At 62.4% G+C, this 17430-nt stretch carries 13 protein-coding genes; 3 read left to right on the forward strand and 10 right to left on the reverse strand.

Annotated features, from left to right (window positions below):
• The first annotated feature begins 302 nt into the window (after positions 1 to 302).
• Positions 303 to 2141, forward strand: a complete 1839-nt coding sequence (locus BLW80_RS24380; protein WP_093761133.1) for an aminopeptidase P family protein — start codon at positions 303 to 305, stop codon at positions 2139 to 2141.
• Between the two features lie 78 nt (positions 2142 to 2219).
• Positions 2220 to 3443, forward strand: a complete 1224-nt coding sequence (locus BLW80_RS24385; RefSeq protein ID WP_093760496.1) for a multidrug effflux MFS transporter — start codon at positions 2220 to 2222, stop codon at positions 3441 to 3443.
• A 1062-nt stretch (positions 3444 to 4505) separates the two neighbouring features.
• On the opposite strand, the gene ligA is transcribed toward BLW80_RS24385, so the two are convergent.
• The 6 genes from ligA to BLW80_RS24415 form a co-directional block, all read right to left on the reverse strand.
• On the reverse strand, positions 4506 to 6656 hold the full coding sequence (gene ligA, locus BLW80_RS24390) for an NAD-dependent DNA ligase LigA (RefSeq protein WP_093760498.1): 2151 nt from the start codon (positions 6654 to 6656) through the stop codon (positions 4506 to 4508).
• Between the two features lie 202 nt (positions 6657 to 6858).
• Positions 6859 to 8532: a DNA repair protein RecN gene (gene recN / locus BLW80_RS24395; protein ID WP_093760500.1), complete on the reverse strand. Its 1674-nt coding sequence runs from the start codon at positions 8530 to 8532 to the stop codon at positions 6859 to 6861.
• A gap of 13 nt (positions 8533 to 8545) precedes the next feature.
• Positions 8546 to 9442, reverse strand: a complete 897-nt coding sequence (locus BLW80_RS24400) for an outer membrane protein assembly factor BamD (protein ID WP_089267568.1) — start codon at positions 9440 to 9442, stop codon at positions 8546 to 8548.
• A gap of 740 nt (positions 9443 to 10182) precedes the next feature.
• Positions 10183 to 10635 (reverse strand): GNAT family N-acetyltransferase, encoded by a 453-nt coding sequence (locus tag BLW80_RS24405; RefSeq protein WP_093760502.1) that lies wholly within the window; start codon positions 10633 to 10635, stop codon positions 10183 to 10185.
• Between the two features lie 69 nt (positions 10636 to 10704).
• A complete protein-coding gene (locus BLW80_RS24410) occupies positions 10705 to 11022 on the reverse strand; it encodes a HepT-like ribonuclease domain-containing protein (protein WP_170849788.1) in 318 nt (105 codons plus the stop codon).
• 32 nt (positions 11023 to 11054) lie between these two features.
• A complete protein-coding gene (locus tag BLW80_RS24415; protein ID WP_093760506.1) occupies positions 11055 to 11351 on the reverse strand; it encodes a nucleotidyltransferase family protein in 297 nt (98 codons plus the stop codon).
• Between the two features lie 240 nt (positions 11352 to 11591).
• On the opposite strand from BLW80_RS24415, the gene BLW80_RS30490 reads away from it, so the two are divergent.
• Positions 11592 to 11756 carry a hypothetical protein gene (locus BLW80_RS30490; RefSeq protein ID WP_170849789.1) on the forward strand — a complete coding sequence of 55 codons (165 nt, stop codon included), beginning with the start codon at positions 11592 to 11594 and terminating at the stop codon, positions 11754 to 11756.
• A 63-nt stretch (positions 11757 to 11819) separates the two neighbouring features.
• Here the strand turns inward: BLW80_RS30490 and lpxC are convergent, their stop codons facing one another.
• From lpxC to BLW80_RS24435, 4 genes are all read right to left on the reverse strand, one after another.
• On the reverse strand, positions 11820 to 12785 hold the full coding sequence (lpxC, locus tag BLW80_RS24420; protein ID WP_089267338.1) for a UDP-3-O-acyl-N-acetylglucosamine deacetylase: 966 nt from the start codon (positions 12783 to 12785) through the stop codon (positions 11820 to 11822).
• 346 nt (positions 12786 to 13131) lie between these two features.
• Positions 13132 to 14901, reverse strand: coding sequence for a cell division protein FtsZ (gene ftsZ / locus BLW80_RS24425; RefSeq protein ID WP_093760508.1), 1770 nt, complete (start codon positions 14899 to 14901; stop codon positions 13132 to 13134).
• Positions 14902 to 14999: 98 nt separating this feature from the next.
• Entirely contained in the window at positions 15000 to 16325 is a 1326-nt protein-coding gene (ftsA, locus tag BLW80_RS24430) for a cell division protein FtsA (protein ID WP_068734085.1), read from the reverse strand.
• Positions 16322 to 17326, reverse strand: coding sequence for a cell division protein FtsQ/DivIB (locus tag BLW80_RS24435; protein WP_089267340.1), 1005 nt, complete (start codon positions 17324 to 17326; stop codon positions 16322 to 16324). Before BLW80_RS24435 ends, ftsA begins: the two co-directional genes overlap by 4 nt.
• Positions 17327 to 17430 lie beyond the last annotated feature (104 nt).

Here is a 17430-nt window from a genome sequence, read left to right on the forward strand (position 1 = left end):
CGCTACGTTGATTTGGCTGACTGGGCGGAGTTTGGGTGGACTGCACCTGGGTAGGCTGGGAATGGCCAAGCGTGGGGGGTGGCGAAATTTTCTCGAACGTAAAAGCAGGCATTGTGTATCCCCTCTTCGTTGAGTTGAGACACTCTGAATGGCCAAGCATCGCACCGACAACACAAGCCGGGGGACGTTGTTCCATCCGGTTGAACACAACCATCAGATTTCAAGCATAACTTGTGCCAAATCTGCGCAACCCTGCCCCTCGATTGCAGGCCTGACAGCGCACCCATAGGATGATCCCCGCGATGTTCGAAGCCCATTTCCAGACGTTCGAAGAGCCCGAAAGCGGCGTGGCGCTGACTGCGCGGCTGGCCGCATTTCGCGAGGAATTGCTGCGGCGGAAACTGACAGGCTTCGTGATTCCCCGCGCAGATCAGCAGCAGAACGAATATGTGCCGCCCTCCGACGAGCGGCTGGCCTGGCTCACAGGCTTCACCGGATCGGCCGGCATGGCGATCGTGCTGCTGCAGGAAGCCGCCGTCTTCGTCGACGGCCGCTATACGCTGCAGGCGGCCAAACAAGTTGATGTGAATGCGTGGAGCATCCAGTCGCTGGTCGAGCCGCCGCCGGAGACCTGGCTCGCCGATCACCTGAAGCCCGAAGATCGCCTCGGATTTGATCCGTGGCTGCACACTTCTGCGGCAGCCGAACGGCTGGCGGCCGCCTGCGCCAAGGCCGGCGCCGAACTCGTCGCGGTCGACAGCAATCCGCTCGATTCGGTGTGGGCCGAGCGCCCGGCGCCGCCGCTCGGCGCGGTATCGATTCACCCGCTCAACTATGCCGGCGTTTCCGAGGCCGACAAGCTCGCCCAGATCCGCGGCGAGATGGAGCGCCTGCGCGTCGATGCGCTGGTGCTGTCGGATTCCCATGCCGTCGCCTGGGCCTTCAACATCCGCGGCGCGGATGTCTCGCATACGCCGCTGCCGCTGTCCTATGCGCTGGTGCCGAAACACGGCCGCCCGCAGATTTTCATCGACCACCGCAAGCTCTCCAACAGCACGCGCAACCATCTGGAAGTCTCGGCCGATGTGCAGGAGCCGGATGCGCTGACATCGGCGCTCACAGAGCTCGCTGCCTCCGGCGCGTCCATTGCGCTCGACAATGCGACCGCCGCCGATGCACTGAGCCGCTTGATCACAGCCGCGGGCGGCAAGCCCATGCGCGGCGCCGATCCCGTCGCGCTGCTGAAGGCGGTGAAGAACCCGGTCGAGATCAAGGGCACGCAGACCGCGCATCGCCGCGATGCTGTGGCACTCGCGCGCCTTCTCGCCTGGATCGACCGCGAGGCGCCGAAGGGCAAGCTCACCGAGATTGACACCGTCGAGGCGCTGGAGACCTTCCGCCGCCAGACCGGCGCGCTGAAGGATGTCTCGTTTCCGACCATTGCCGGCACCGGGCCGAACGGCGCCATCGTGCATTACCGCGTCACCCGCAAGACCAACCGCCGTATCGCGCTGGGCGATCTGCTGCTGATCGATTCCGGCGCGCAATACGAAGACGGCACCACCGACGTCACCCGCACCATCGCCATCGGCGAGCCGACCGACGAAATGCGCGACCGCTTCACCCGCGTGCTGCGCGGCCATATCGCCATTGCGCGCGCGGCGTTTCCCGATGGCACCACCGGCGCTCAGCTCGATACGCTGGCGCGGCAGTTTCTCTGGCATGCCGGCCTTGATTTCGCCCACGGCACCGGCCACGGCGTCGGCAGCTATCTGTCGGTCCATGAAGGCCCGGCGCGGATCTCCAAGCTCGGCACCACGCCGCTCAAGCGTGGCATGATCCTCTCCAACGAGCCCGGCTACTACAAGACCGACGCCTTCGGCATTCGCATCGAGAATCTCGAACTGGTGGTCGAAGCCCATATCGAGGGCGCCGAACAGCCGATGAATGAATTCGAGACGCTGACGCTGGCGCCGATCGACCGCCGGCTGATCAATACGCATCGCATCAGCAAGCGCGAACTGAAATGGATCAACGACTATCACGCCCGCGTCCGCCGCGAGGTGATGCCGCTGCTCGACGATGAAGCGACGCGCGTCTGGCTCGAAGCGGCGACCGAGCCGCTGACGCAGCCGCAATAGCGAGAGAACAACCACCACGTGAATTACAGCCCGCCTTTTCCAAAAGTCGACGCCGTCGACCTCTCCAAATCGCGGGTGATGCTGCTGTTGCTGGTGGTGATGACCGGCATCGCGCCGATCTCGCTCTATATGCTGGTGCCGGCGCTGCCCGAACTCGCCCGCACTTTCGACGCCGACATCTCGATCGCGCAGATGACCGTGTCGCTCTACATGGTCGGCCTCGCTTTCTCGCAGCTCATCATGGGACCGCTGTCCGACAAGTTCGGCCGAAGGCCTGTGCTGCTTGCCGGTCTCGGCCTGATGGTGATCGCCGGCATCGGCAGTAGCTTTGCGCTCACATTGCCGCAGCTGATCGCCGCACGGTTCTTTCAGGCGCTCGGCGGCGCAACAGGCATGGTGATGAGCCGCGCCATCATCAGGGATCTCTATCCGCGCGAACGCGTCGGCGCGATGATCAGTCTCGTCATCGCCGTGATGATGATCGCGCAGATGCTGAGCCCGCTGGCCGGCGGTCTCCTGGAAACCGGCTTCGGATGGCGCGCGATCTTCTATGTGGTTACGGCATCGTCTGTTGTCGTGACGCTGGCGATTGCATTTTTTCTGCCGGAGACAAGACGGCGCGCTACCAGCGACGCGGCCGGCGGCGGCTTCATCGCCGACTCCCGGGTGCTGCTGCGCAGCCGGACCTTCATCGGCTATCTGCTCTGTTATGTTGTGGCCTCCTGGATCATCTTCACCTTTGCCGGCGGCGGTCCCTATGTGGTGGTCACGCAGATGAGCCGTACCTCGGCCGAATATGGCGCATGGTTCGCGACATCGGGTCTTGCTTATCTCGTCGGCAATCTGTGTTGCGTGCGCTTCGCGCCGCGCCGGACCATCGAACAACTGATCTGGTTCGGCCTCGCGCTGCAATTCGGCGGCGCCATGCTCAACGTGGTCTGGGGCCTCACCGGGCTGAACCAGAATCCGGCCTGGCTGTTCCTCACCCATATGATCGTGATGTTCGGCAATGCCTTCGTGATGTCGAACGGCGCTGCCGGCGCGCTCAGCATTCGTCCGCAGGCCGCGGGCACGGCATCCGGCATGATGGGCTTCCTGCAGATGGGCCTGGGCTCGCTGTGCTCGCAATTCGGCGCCTGGCTCGGCGGCCATTTCGCAACGCCGGTGCCGCTCAACATCGCGCTCGTCGTGCTGTCCTGCGGCTGCGCCGCCGCGATGATCTTTCTGGTCCCCCGCCGCAAGGTGGTGGTGACGGAAGAGATGATCGAGAAGGCCGAGGGCGAAGAGACGGGATTGTTGTGATCGCGTAGGATGGGTAGAGCGTCTTCGCGAAACCCGTTGCTTTCCTGGCTTGCATTTGATGGGTTTCGCTTCGGCGCAAACGCGCCTGTGCTCTACCCATCCTACGCATCACTCTCTCGTTCGTCATGGCCGGACTTGTTCCGGCCATCCACGTCTTCTTTTGTGGCCAAGGCGTGGATACCCGGCATGCGCCGGGCATGACGGCGTCTGGTTTGGACGTTCGCGCGTCACGTTATTTCAGATTCAACTGTCAAACAGCCGCTACTCTTCAGACATGCGTCATCGCCCCCATTGTTTGCGGCGCGGGGGCGCCGTCGTCGCTTGCATTCCCACCCTCTGGTGAGAGGGCGTGCGGAACGCCGGGTGCCCGTTGCACCCTTGGGCCTGATGCGAATGCGGTCTTCCGCAGGTTAGTGTGCATCAGGACTTTCGGAGGCGCCGAGCGCGTGCCCGACGTTCCGCATGCGGTGTTTTTTCGGTTGCTTGCACATCTGCCATGGCGAACGGTCCCATCACCAAAATTAATGTCCCAGGGCGGAGGGACAGGGTAGCCGCAAAGCACTTGGCCGAACGCGTTTCGAATTGGTCGTCCGTCACACTGTCCAGGAGTCTTTCCATCCGAAGGTCGGCCGTCTCCTTGCCAGTGGCAGTGCTGGCGCAGATCCGTCCTGCCCGAAGACAGACGCCCCCCATGAACCGCGTGACGCCGCATCTCCGGCGTCCACCGCATCCTGCCCCGCGAACGTGACGATCGCGATCGCCCCTCTCGGTGGGGCAGGACGAAAGGGAATATAAACCTGACGGAGATACTGTCAACAGAATGTAGGAAAAAATGTTTAGGAGCTTTGCGCCCGCCCACCACTCGTCATTCCGGGGCGGCTGCGCGCCTTCGCGCAGGCGAACCCGGAATCTCGACATGTTCAGCAAAACACTTCGGGATTCCGGGTTCGCATTGCAGCGGCTCCGCCGCTTTCATGCGCCCCGGAATGACGAGTGTGGATCGAGGTTCGTGCTCTGCCGGCTTTGCCGGCGGCGCACGCCCCGGAATGACCGTGCGGGTCTTTACCCCCCGATCAGCGCCAGCCATTCGTCTTCCGTGAGCACCGCGACGCCGAGATCGCGTGCCTTGGTGAGTTTCGAACCGGCGTCCTCACCCGCGACGACATAGTCCGTCTTCTTCGACACCGAGCCTGCGACCTTGGCACCGAGACGCTCGGCACCCGCCTTCGCCTCATCACGCGTGAACTTGGTCAGTGAGCCCGTGAACACCACCGTCTTGCCGGCCACCGGCGTATCGGTCTTGGCCTGCGCGACATCGAGCACCTCGATCTCGCTCAGCAATTCATCGAGCGCCTTCACATTACGTTTCTCGGCAAAGAACTCGACGACCGCGTCCGCGACGATTTCACCGACGCCGTCGATGGCGTTGAGATCGGCATAGGCTTCAGACGTATTCTCCTCGCCGCCCTGCCCCGCAGCGGCCGGCAGCATCGCATCGCGGAACGCGGTGAATGAGCCGTAATGTCGCGCCAGCAGCTTGGCATTGCCTTCGCCGATATGGCGGATGCCGAGCGCGAAGATCAGGCGATTGAGTTCAATCTTGCGGCGGTCATCAATGGCGGCAAACAGGTTGCGCACCGAGGTCTCGCCATAGCCTTCGCGGTCACGCAGTTTCTTGGTGTTGCGCTCGTCGCGTTTGGCCAGCGTGAAGATATCGACGGGGTGCATGATGATCCCCTCATCGTAGAATTCCTGGATCTGCTTGTCGCCGAGCCCATCGATGTCGAAGGCGAGGCGCGAGACGAAATGCTTGAGCTTCTCGACTGCCTGCGCCGGGCAGACCAGCGCGCCGGTGCAGCGCGTGACGACTTCGTCGTTCTCGCGGATCGCGTGGCTGCCGCAGACCGGGCACTTGGTGGGAAATTCATACGGCTTTGCGCTCTTCGGGCGCTTGTCGAGGACAACATTGACGACCTGCGGGATGACATCGCCGGCGCGCTGCACGATGACAGTGTCGCCTTCGCGGATATCGACGCCGTCGCGTAGCGGCTGGCCGTCATTGCCGATGCCTTTGATGTAATCGGCATTGTGCAGCGTGGCGTTCGACACCACGACGCCGCCGACCGTAATCGGCATCAGCCGCGCCACCGGCGTCAGCGCGCCGGTGCGGCCGACCTGGATGTCGATCTTCTCCAGCACCGTGGTCGCCTGCTCGGCCGCAAATTTGTGCGCGATCGCCCAGCGCGGCGCGCGGCCGGCAAAACCCAATCGCGCCTGCCAGTCGATGCGGTCGACCTTGTAGACGACGCCGTCGATGTCATAGCCGAGCTTCGCTCTGATCTCGCCGATGCGGCGATAGAAGGCCAGCGCGTCATCAACGCTCTTGCACAAAGTGATCTCGGGATTGACCGTGAAGCCGGCCTTGTCCAGCCACGCGATCATGGCGTGCTGGGTGGGCTCCGCCATCGGATAGTCCGACATCTCGCCCCAGGCATAGGCGAAGAACTTCAGCGGACGTGACGCAGTGATCGCCACGTCCTTCTGGCGCAGCGAGCCGGCAGCGGAATTTCTGGGATTGGCAAAGACGGTGTCGCCAGCCTCTTCCTGCTTCTTGTTGAGCGCAAGGAAGTCGCTCTTGAGCATATAGACCTCGCCGCGCAGCTCGCAGGCGGCAGGGATGTGCTTGCCTTTCAGCTTCTCGGGAATGTCCTTGATGGTGCGGACATTCGCAGTGACGTCCTCGCCGGTGAATCCGTCACCCCGCGTGGCGGCGCGGATCAACTCACCGTTCTCGTAGCGCAGCGACAGCGACAGACCGTCGATCTTCGGCTCGGCGACGATGGCCGGGATCTCATCAAGTTTGAGAAAGCGCTGGATGCGCGCCACGAATTCGGTCACTTCCTCATCGCTGAACGCATTGCCCAGCGACAGCATCGGCACCACATGCTGCACCTTGGCAAAGCCGCGCGCGGGCGCTGCGCCGACCGTCTGTGTCGGCGACGCGCCGGTGACGAGATCGGGGAATTTGGCTTCGATCGCCTCGACCCGGCGACGCAGCACGTCATACTCCGCATCCGACACCGTCGGTGCGTCGTCCTGATAGTAGCGCTTGTTATGCGCCTCCATCTCCAGCGACAGCCGCATCAGCTCGATCTTCGCTTTGGGCTTCGTGAGCGTGGAGATGTCGGGGGGAGTTTTTGCGGGTTTTGCCATACGCGGTCACCGATGTTCGTCATGGCCGGGCTTGTCCCGGCCATCCACGTCTTGAAGCGCTGTTGTAAAGACGTGGATGCCCGGCACAAGGCCGGGCATGACGGAGTACAATGGTGAAACAAGGCGCACGTCGCGATTCCGGGTTCGCTCGCCAAGAGGCGAGCGCCCCGGAATGACAGTGTGAGGCCCAACTGCGCGCGTCTTACGCCGCACCCTTGAGCAACCGCTCCGCTGCGGCCCGCGCCTCGGCGGTAATCTCCGCACCGGCCAGCATCCGCGCGATTTCCTCGCGGCGGTGATCCTCCGCCAGCGTGTTGACGCGCGTCGCCACGCGCTTGCCCTTGTCGAGGGCATCCTTGGAGATCAGCAGATGCTGGTCGGCTCGAGCCGCCACCTGCGGGGCGTGGGTGACGGCCATGACCTGGACCTTGCCGGCGAGCCGCGCCAGGCGCGCGCCGATGGCGTCGGCGACGGCACCGCCGACCCCCGTGTCGATTTCGTCGAACACCAAAGTCGGTGCGGAGCCCTTGTCGGACAGCACCACCTTCAGCGCCAACAGGAAGCGCGAGAGTTCGCCGCCGGAGGCGACCTTCATCATCGGGCCCGGGCGGGTGCCGGGATTGGTCTGAACCCAGAATTCGACGCGGTCGATGCCGTGCGGACCCGGCGTCGCGGCATCGCTGTCGACCTGGGTGATGAACTTCGCACGTTCGAGCTTGAGCGGGCCGAGCTCGGCGATGACGGCTTTGTTGAGCTTCTCGGCGGACTTGATGCGCGCGGCCGAAAGCTTGGTCGCCGCAGCGCTGTACTTCTTGTCGGCCTCGGAGGCCGCGGTCTCCAGACCCTTGAGCTGGCCGGCGCCGGCATCGATGGTGGCGACATCGGCAAAGTATTTCGCGGCCAGCGCGGCGAGCCCGTCGACCGGTGTCGAATATTTTCGCGCGGCGCCGCGCAACGCGAACAGCCGTTCCTCGATGCGCTCGAGTTCCGCAGGATCGAAATCGGCGGCGATGAGCGCGGCGGCAAGATGCTGGTCGGCCTCCTCCAGCGCGTTGATGGCGACATCGATCGCTTTCACCGCGGGCTCGACCAGCGACGGCGATGAACCGGCGCGGCGCTCCAGCCGGCGCACGGTGGCAGCCAGCGACGAAATCGGCGAATGATGGCCGGACACAGCCTCCTGGGCCTCGCGTAAATCGGCCGCGATCTTCTCGCCCTGCATCATGCCGGTGCGGCGCTCCGCAAGCTTGCTCTCCTCGCCGTCCTTCGGATTGAGCTTCTTCAGCTCGTCCGCAGCGTGGCGCAGATAATCGGCATCGCGGGCAGCGCGCTCCATATTGGCGCGATGGGTCTCCAGCGCCGCATAAGCGGTCTTGCGGGCGTCCCAGAGTGTCTCCAGCGCAGTGACGTCCTTCTCCAGCCCGGCGAAGGCGTCGAGCAGCCGGCGATGGGTGGCGGCGTCCACCAGGGCGCGCTCGTCGTGCTGGCCGTGGATCTCGACCAAAGCGGCGCCGACCGCCTTCATGGTCTGCACAGAGATCGCCTGATCGTTGATGAAGGCACGGGTGCGACCATCGGCGAGCTGCACGCGGCGCAGAATCATCTCGCCGGAATCGTCGTCGAAGCCATTGTCTCTGAGAATCGCCAGCGCCGGATGGCCCTTGGCCAGGTCGAACACGGCCGTCACCTGGCCCTGCTCGACGCCGTGGCGCACGAGCCCGGCATCGCCGCGGCCGCCGAGCGCCAGCGCAAACGCATCGAGAAGAATGGATTTGCCGGCGCCGGTTTCACCGGTCAGCACTGCAAGACCGCGGGAAAACTCGATATCGAGCCGTTCGATCAGGACGATGTCACGGATCGACAGACGGGCCAGCATGGGAGGTCAGTTCCTAACCGAGGCCAAATCTCTTGAAGGCCTTGCTCAGGTAAGACCCCTTGTTCTCGCTCGGCTCGAGACCGCCGGACTTTACAAGATTGTAGGCGTCTTTGTACCACTTGCTGTCAGGAAAGTTGTGGCCAAGCACGGCGGCAGCGGTCTGCGCCTCGCCGACCACGCCGATCGCCATATAGGCCTCGGTCAGGCGCATCAGCGCTTCCTCGACGTGACGCGTGGTCTGATACTGCGTCACCACCGTCTTGAAGCGGTTGATGGCGCCGGTGTAATTGCGCTTGTCGAGATTGTAGCGGCCGATTTCCATTTCCTTGCCGGCAATCTGGTCGCGTGCGCCTTCCAGCTTCTTCTTGGCCGAGGTCGCATATTCCGAGGTCGGATATTTGCGGACCACTTCCTCGAGCGCAGCCATCGCCTTTTCGGTGCGGCCCTGATCGCGCGAGATGTCCGGGATCTGGTCGTAATGCGAGGCGGCGATCAGATACTGCGCATAGGCCGCATCCGGGCTACCGGGATGCAGGGTGACATAGCGCGTCGCCGAACCGATGCAGGTGTCGTAATCGGCGGATTCATAGGCAGCATAGGCCGACATCAGCAGCGACTTGCGCGCCCATTCCGAATACGGATGCTGACGATCGACTTCCTCGAATTTCTTCGCGGCGGCCTTCGGATCCTTGTTCTGGTTCATGAGGTACAAGCCCTCATTGTAGAGCTTGTCGGCGGGCTCCTCGACGAAGGTGTCGTCCTTGGTGCCAAACTTGTCCCAGATCGCGCCGGTGCCGCAGCCGCTCAGCGGCACGGCCAGCACGATGAGGCCCGCGGCGAACCGCGCCTGGCGGCCGAAACGGGTGAACAGTGAACCGCTGGATTCGAGCGTAATGCGCTGTGCCGACATATATCTGAGACCTGACGCCTTCATGCGGTGTCTGCGCGGTACGCGCACAATCACGGACCAACCGGATACGCGCCCGCAGCTTCGCTTGACCGCGTGCTCTATCTACCCGAATGACATCCGTTAACCAACCGGATACGGAGCCATTTCGCCCGGATTAAGGCGAAGGATGTGGAGATACAGACGGTTATGGTTACCGGGGATGTCTTCGGGGGCGGTCAACGCAGCCTGCTCCCATGAAATGAATTGCTTCCCCTGGTGGCTAACATGCCCCTAGATGCAATATACACATCACTTTACCTTAGGTAGATTAACGTCCAAGGCGCCAGTTCCCATGAGCGTGGTCAAAAACGACCCCCTCAAGCTCATCGCAATTGGTGCAACTCAGCGTCCGTGACTTTGGGCGGAGCGGGTGTGGGAGTGCCCATATTGTCGAAATACTATCGTTTCGGGCCGCAACTTCAGCACGACAAGTCGATTTGGAGACCGATGGCAAATCGTGCAAGTTTCTGATTTATTTTGACTAAACTGCTCTGAAAATATTTATGTGCTAGCGCTTGTGCTAATTTTCTTAGCCTATACTACCTTCGGGAATAGCCGTCTGACCATGACGTTGCCTGCCCCAAGAGCATTACGGTCGCACTGATCATCGAGGGTTTGGGAAGAGCTCGCCTTCGTTTGTACGGCGGCGGGCAAACGATAATTACCTGACGATCCTTCGGGAATGGGGAATGCCAGACAAGTCAGCAAGCATTCGCGGGAGTGCGCCTCATCTGGAATTTGACGCCGACTTCGCCGATCACCACAAATCCAAAGCGCTCGTAGAGCCTGCGAGCCGGATTATTTTTGAGCACAGTCAAGAAGACCGGCATACCCGTCTTCGACCATCGTTCCAGAAGATGCTCAAGCACCTGCGTACCGATACCTTTTCCCTGGCACTCAGGCGCAATGAAGAACTGTTGAAGCAACGTTCCTGTCTCTATGGTGTGCGCCTCAAACCAACCGATAGCTTGGCCTTCGAAAACGATGACCTCTGAAGCTTCAGGCTTCCACTGTACGGTGAAGCTTTCACGCTGCTTTACATCGTCCCACGTCATGAGCTCAGCCGTATAGGGCTGCATCGTTGTGAGATAGAGATCAAGAGCCATGGCAAAGTCATCTTGCTGTGCTGGCCTAAGTTCGATTCGAGTGTTCATGAAGACGATCTCGCAGCCCCTTCATCGTGCCATCGAAATCCAACGAGCACCTGCAATCTGCATAAGGCGCTACTCGTCGTCCGCCAGCGACTCCTGCAGAGCCAGCAGCGCCTCCTTTAGCGGGGGCAGCTCGTTCTTCACCGCATTCCAGATGATGCGCTCATCGACGTGCTGATACTCATGACGCAGGACATTACCGATCCCGGCGATATCCTTCCAGCGCACCTCTTTGTGTTGGGCTTTGAGCTTAGGCCCAAGATGGCGACTTGCCTCGGAGATGACTTCTATTCCGCGCTCCAGCGCTGACCGCAAAACCCATGACCGCTGGTAGTCGCGATAGGTTTTTCCACGGATGGCTTTTTCGATCCCCTTGATGCTTTCCAGCATGTCGTGAATGCGGAGCAGAGGGGTACGCGGCATCAGAAGACCCGAGTGGCCTCGGCTTCAACCTTCTTGCGGATCAAGGGATGCAGACCGCTCCGCGTAGTGAGGTCCACATCAACGCCCAACCCTTCCTGCAGCAGCCGCTTGGCGGCCACTAGGTCGAAGGCACTGAACTTGCTGCGGGGGTTGTAATCCAGGAAGAGATCAAGATCGCTCTGAGAGTTCGCCTCATTGCGTGACGTGGACCCGAACAGATAAAGCGAGGTCGCCCCGCGCTCCTTCAGAGCGCCGGTGAACGCACGCAATCTCTTCAGGGCTTCAGTTCGATTCATGGTCAAATCCTACCATAAATATATGGAGTGCGGCAAAAGCGAATTCCAGTGAGGGGTGCAGCCCTCTCCTGCGGCGAGCCACTCGGATCACATTTGTGCTAGCGGAACAGATGTACAGATACTTGTTTTCGCTGAGGTATTTTTTGTTGTGCTAGCCAAAAACCTGAAGAGCGCCAATGGCGCTCAGTTATGAATTATAAGTCATTAAAATCATTGGTTGCGGGGATAGGATTTGAACCTATGACCTTCGAGGCCTCGATGAACAGCCTTGATATTCTGCCGTTCGCTGCGCCCATCCTCTTTGCCGCCATGGTCTCGATCACGTCCTGGCTGAGCTACCGACGGATCATGAAGAAATACCCGAACGTCGTGGCTCATAAGCCCACAGAACAGGTGCGTGCTTAGCTAAACAGCCAAGCTGATTAAGCGCTCTGTGAATAAAAAGCGATGGCGCCCGAGCTATGCGGCTCAGGAAACGTCCGGGCCGAAAGCCGGGGCGATCATGCCGCCAAGCATGCCCGAGGTGACATCGGCGCTGGCGCGGCCGCGGCGGACGGGGACGGCATCGGCTTCGACGATCTTCCAGGCCGAACGATCGGCCATCAGGGCGCAGAGCACGGCATTGTTGAGCTTATGGCCGCCGCGCACCGAGCGGTAGGCGCCGAGGATCGGCAGACCGGCCAGCGCGAGGTCGCCGACGGCGTCGAGCACCTTGTGGCGGGCGCATTCATCGCTGTAACGCAGGCCTTCGGTGTTGAGCAGCTTGTCATCGTCGAACACGACGGAATTCTCGAAGGACGCGCCGAGCGCGAAACCGGCGCTCCAGAGGCGGGCCACGTCGTTCATGCAACCGAAGGTGCGTGCACGGGCGATATCGCGGCGGAAGGATTCGGGATTGAGATCGAGCACGTAGCTCTGGCGGCCAATCACCGGATTGGCGAAGCTGATTTCGACTTCAGCGCGGAAGCCCGCAGCGTGAGGGCGGATTTCGCCGAACGAGTCACCGATGGCAACCTGCACCGGTTTGAGAACCTGAATGAAGCGGCGACGGGCGCCCTGCTCCACAACGCCGGCCTGATCGATGGCGGCGACGAAGGCGGCTGCGGAGCCGTCCATGATCGGCACTTCCGGTCCATCGACTTCGATGGTGGCGTTGTCGATGCCCATGCCGCGCAGCGCAGCAAGAACATGTTCGGCGGTGGAAACGATTGGGCCTTCACGATCGCCGAGCACGGTGGCAAACTCGGTGGCGATAACGGATTTGGCGTCGGCCTGGATTTCGCGATCGGCACCTTCAAGACCGGTGCGAACAAAAATATAACCTGCATCGACGGGCGCAGGTCCAAGCGTGAGACTGACAGGCTTTCCGGAATGGACGCCGACACCGGTAACGGTGGCTTGCGATCCAAGCGTTGTCTGTCGGCTGAAAGTCATAAGGTACCCACCCAAGTAGCCTCTCGTCATGAGAGGGACTCTCTCAGTCGAACCTTGCGGCCTCCTGAGTCCCCGAGTCGCAGTCACATTAACCCCTGCCACAAAGTGCGCCAACTCACGCTTTTTTACCGATTGTTACCCCACCTTTGCCGCAATCAGGCCAGGGGTTAACCAAAATTTCTGCCGGTTCCACGTCCGTTTCGAGCCTTGGCAGAGCGCGTCGGTAAAGATTAATGACTTACTATCAATAGGTTAAGAAATCCTGCTGCCTTTTGGCGGCTGTCACAAACGAAAGCCCCGGCTGAGCCAGCCGGGGCTTCTGTCGTCGACACGATTGTAACAAATGTCAGCTGGTCTGGCGGCGCAGGAAGGCCGGGATATCCAGATGATCGTCGCCCTGTGGCGCCGGCGCAACAGGTGCCGGGCGGCCATGAGAATCAAGGCCCTGCGGTGCCGGACGGCGGGCGTATTCAGACACCGGCGGCTCGTTGCCCATCTGCTGGGCGACGCTGCGCTGTGGCTTACGCTCGGGCAGCGGCGGCATCGGAGCCATCGGCGGAGCCGACGGACGACCGGAGACCGGCGCTTCCGTTTCCTCGTCGCGGCGACCGAGACCGACATTGGCCAGACGCTGCAGCAGCGACAGACGAGCCTTCTGCGGTTCCTCTTCCGATTCGCCGCGTGCCTGACGGATCTCGTTCTGGGCCGGCATCGGCAGTTCTTCGAATTTCGGCATCCGCGGAGCGCGCAGCGGAGCACGTTCGGCCGATGGCGGAATGAACTGTTCGGGGATCGGCGCTTCGACAGGGGCTTCGTGACGCGGCGCTTCCGGGAACAGCGAGGGCTTCTGCGCGATCGGGCGTACCATTACGTCGCCATACTGCTGCGGCGCAGCGGCTTCCGGAGCCACGGCAGCGGCGATGGCAGCGAGCGCGGCACGCTCATGGCTGGTCGCCGGGGCGCGGGGCGCGGCAGCGGGCGCCGGAGCGCCGGCAGACTTGGCAGCCGCTGCGGCAGCGAGACGCTGGTTGTCCGCGCGAAGACGCGCGGTCAGATCGGCCAGGCGGGCATCCGGAGCGCCGTTGCCAGCAGGAGCCGCAACGGCCGAGGTCACGGTGGTGACCGGAGCCGAGGAATTACGGGCCAGCATGGCCTGCTCGATTCCGGTGGCGACGACCGACACGCGGATCACGCCGTCGAGGCTCTCGTCGAAGGTGGCGCCGACAATGATGTTGGCGTCGGCATCGACTTCTTCGCGAATACGGGTCGCGGCTTCGTCGACTTCGAACAGGGTCAGGTCCTTGCCGCCGGTGATCGAGATCAGCAGGCCGCGGGCCCCCTTCATCGAGCTATCGTCGATCAGCGGGTTGGCGATAGCAGCTTCCGCTGCGGTCAGCGCGCGCTTCTCACCGGTGGCTTCGCCGGTACCCATCATCGCCTTGCCCATCTCCTTCATGACTGCGCGCACGTCGGCGAAGTCGAGGTTGATGAGGCCTTCCTTGACCATCAGGTCGGTGATGCAGGCAACGCCCGAGTAGAGCACCTGGTCGGCCATCGCGAAGGCGTCGGCGAAGGTGGTCTTTTCGTTGGCGACCCGGAACAGGTTCTGGTTCGGGATGATCAGCAGCGTGTCGACCACCTTGTGCAGCTCGGCAATGCCGGCTTCGGCCGTGCGCATGCGGCGCTGGCCTTCGAAGTGGAACGGCTTGGTGATCACGCCGACGGTGAGAATGCCCATGTCGCGCGCGGTCTTGGCGATAACGGGCGCTGCACCGGTGCCGGTGCCGCCGCCCATGCCGGCGGTGACGAACACCATGTTGGCGCCGGTCAGGTGATCACGGATTTCGTCGATGACTTCCTGCGCGGCGGCAGCGCCAACGTCGGGCTGCGAACCAGCGCCGAGACCCTGGGTGACCTGCGTGCCCATCTGCACGATGCGCTGGGCCTTCGACATAGTCAGCGCCTGCGCATCGGTGTTGGCGACGACGAAATCGACGCCCTGCAGACCGGCGGTGATCATGTTGTTGACGGCGTTGCCGCCAGCGCCACCGACACCGAACACGGTAATGCGGGGCTTCAGCTCGCTGATATCAGGAACGTTGAGATTGATGGTCATGAGGTTGCCTCTCGATTACGCGCGCGTTGTGTGGTCATGCCATTGGCCGGTGGCCGATGGCGTCGGAGATGGAAAAAACACTGGCCGGAAAAATTTCATCAGAAGCCCTCTCGAAGCCATCGTCCGACCTTTCCGAAATAACCGTCACTGGTCCCTGTCTTGAGCTGCCGCGTATGCCGCGGTTCGACATGTTCAAGATGAGCGAATTGCGGATAGACCAAGAGGCCCGACGGCACCGCGAACGAAGCGCTCTTGGCTTCATTGGGCAGCCGGCCGAAGCCGAGTGGTCGTGCAATGCGAACGGACCGTCCGAGAATCTGGCTGCCGAGTTCGGCAAGGCCCGTGAGCTGCGACGCGCCGCCTGACAGCACCACGCGTGCGCGCGGTTCTGCAGCGAAGGGCGAATCCGCCAACCGGTCCCTGACCATTTCAAAAATCTCCTCGGCACGCTGACGCACGATGTTCGCGATCGTGGCGCGGGATACGACCTGCGGAAAATCGCGATCGTTATCACCAGCCGTCGGCACGTTCATGAGTTCGCGCGCATCGGAGCCACCCGTCAGCACCGTGCCATATAACGTCTTGATTCGCTCGGCATCCGCGATGCAAGCACCGAGTCCGCGCGCGAGATCCATGGTGATGTGTTGCCCGCCGACCGCAAATCCCGACGCGTGCACGAAGCGTCCGCCGGAATAGGTCGCGATCGTTGTCGTACCTGCGCCCATCTCGACGACCGCAGCGCCGAGATCGGTCTCGTCGTCGGTGAGAACAGAGAGACCTGCGACGTAAGGCGCCGCAGCCATGGCTTCGACATTGAGATGGCAGCGCTCGACGACCAGCATCAGGTTACGTGCGACCGTCGCGTCCGCAGTGACGACGTTCATATCGACGCCGAACTGCGAGGCGACCATGCCCTTGGGATCGCGAATGCCCTTCACGCCATCGAGCGAATAGCCGACCGGCAATGCATGGAGCACCGTGCGGCCCGGCGGCGTCGCGTGGCGCATGCCGGTCGAAGTGACACGTGCGATATCGGAGGCCGTGACGGCGCCGCCCTTGATATCGGCTGACGCTTCAATCAGTTGGCCCTGCAGGCGACCGGCCGAGACCGACAGCAGCACGGATTCGACGCGAACCTTGGCCATACGTTCGGCCAGCGCCACCGCCTGACGGACGGCCTGCTCGGCCTCGCCCATATCGACGATCGCACCGGACTTGACGCCGCGCGACTGGATCTGGCTGTAGCCGATCAGCTCAACCGCGTGGCTGCGGCCACGCAGAGCTTCGTTCGGCGCGGATGGCCGCAGACGCGCGATCATGCACGCGATCTTGCTGGTGCCGACGTCCAGCGACGCCACCAGCGCGGTGCGGTTGGCCGCCATCTGACGCGTTTTCGGCGCCTGGTTGCGATCGAGACCGGTCATGCCGCGCCAGCCTTCTTCTTGGACTTGTCTTGTGCCTTGAACAGATCTTCGCGCGCCTTCGCTGCGTCTTCCGACAGCCGCACGGTCAGCCGATCCGACAGCCGCATGTCGATGGCGACGATGTCGCGCGAGAACAGGCGATCTTCCTTGTCGAGCTTGCTGAGCATGGCCAGCGCGTTGCCGACGTCGATTTCCGGGAGGCGAATGTCGAGGCCATCCTTCAGGCGGAGATTCCAGCGGCGCTCACCGACGAAGATCGCGGCCTTGGTGACCGAGCGGACCTGTGGGTAGCGATCCAGCAGCGCGAGGAAATCCCTAGCGTTGCTGTCGGCGCCCTTGCCCACCACCAGCGGCAGCGACATGAAGCGGCGCGACACGTAGTTTTCGAGAACGGCACCGTCATCGGCGATCACCGAGAGACGACCGTCCTCCTGCCACAGCGCAAAGGCCGTGCGCTCGGTGACATCGATCTGCAGACGGTTCGGATACAGCTTCAGCACATTGGCGTCGGCGATCCACGGATTGGCCTTGAGCTTGTCGCGGACAGCCGCGGCATCGAGGAAGAACAGCGAGGAGCGACCATTGACGCCGCCGATGGCCAGGATCTCGTCCTGGGTCAGCTGCTTGCGGCCGTTGAGAATGACGGAGGCAATGCGGAAGCCGGCGGCATTGGCCGCAGCGTTGCGCGCATCGCTAAAAGCTTCGACCATTTCGTCGACGTGATTGCCCTTGACCACGCCAAGCGCGAGGCTGCCCGTCAGCATCAACACTGTGGCCGCAATTCCGACGCGGCGCGGCGCGTAACGCTCAAGCGTCGCGATGAAGCGATTGGAACTCTGTTCGCGGACGGCAGGCTTGGCGGCACGAAAACGGGCCCAGAAGCGGGCGAGCGGGCTCAGCTGCTCACGCAGCAGAATGCCTGCCCCAAGGGCAGCCATTTTAAGATCAGCTTGGGGCCTCAAGGGTCGCACCGACCGAGAGAGGCGTCCTCCACCATCCATACCACGAGCTCGTCACAGGTTACGTCCGCATTGGCGCGGGACTTGAGGCGCGAGTGACGTCTCGGTCCTGCCGGGATGGATTCAAGCCTTTGAAAAAGGCCGGT

Source organism: Tardiphaga sp. OK245 (assembly GCF_900108575.1).
GTDB lineage: Bacteria > Pseudomonadota > Alphaproteobacteria > Rhizobiales > Xanthobacteraceae > Tardiphaga > Tardiphaga robiniae.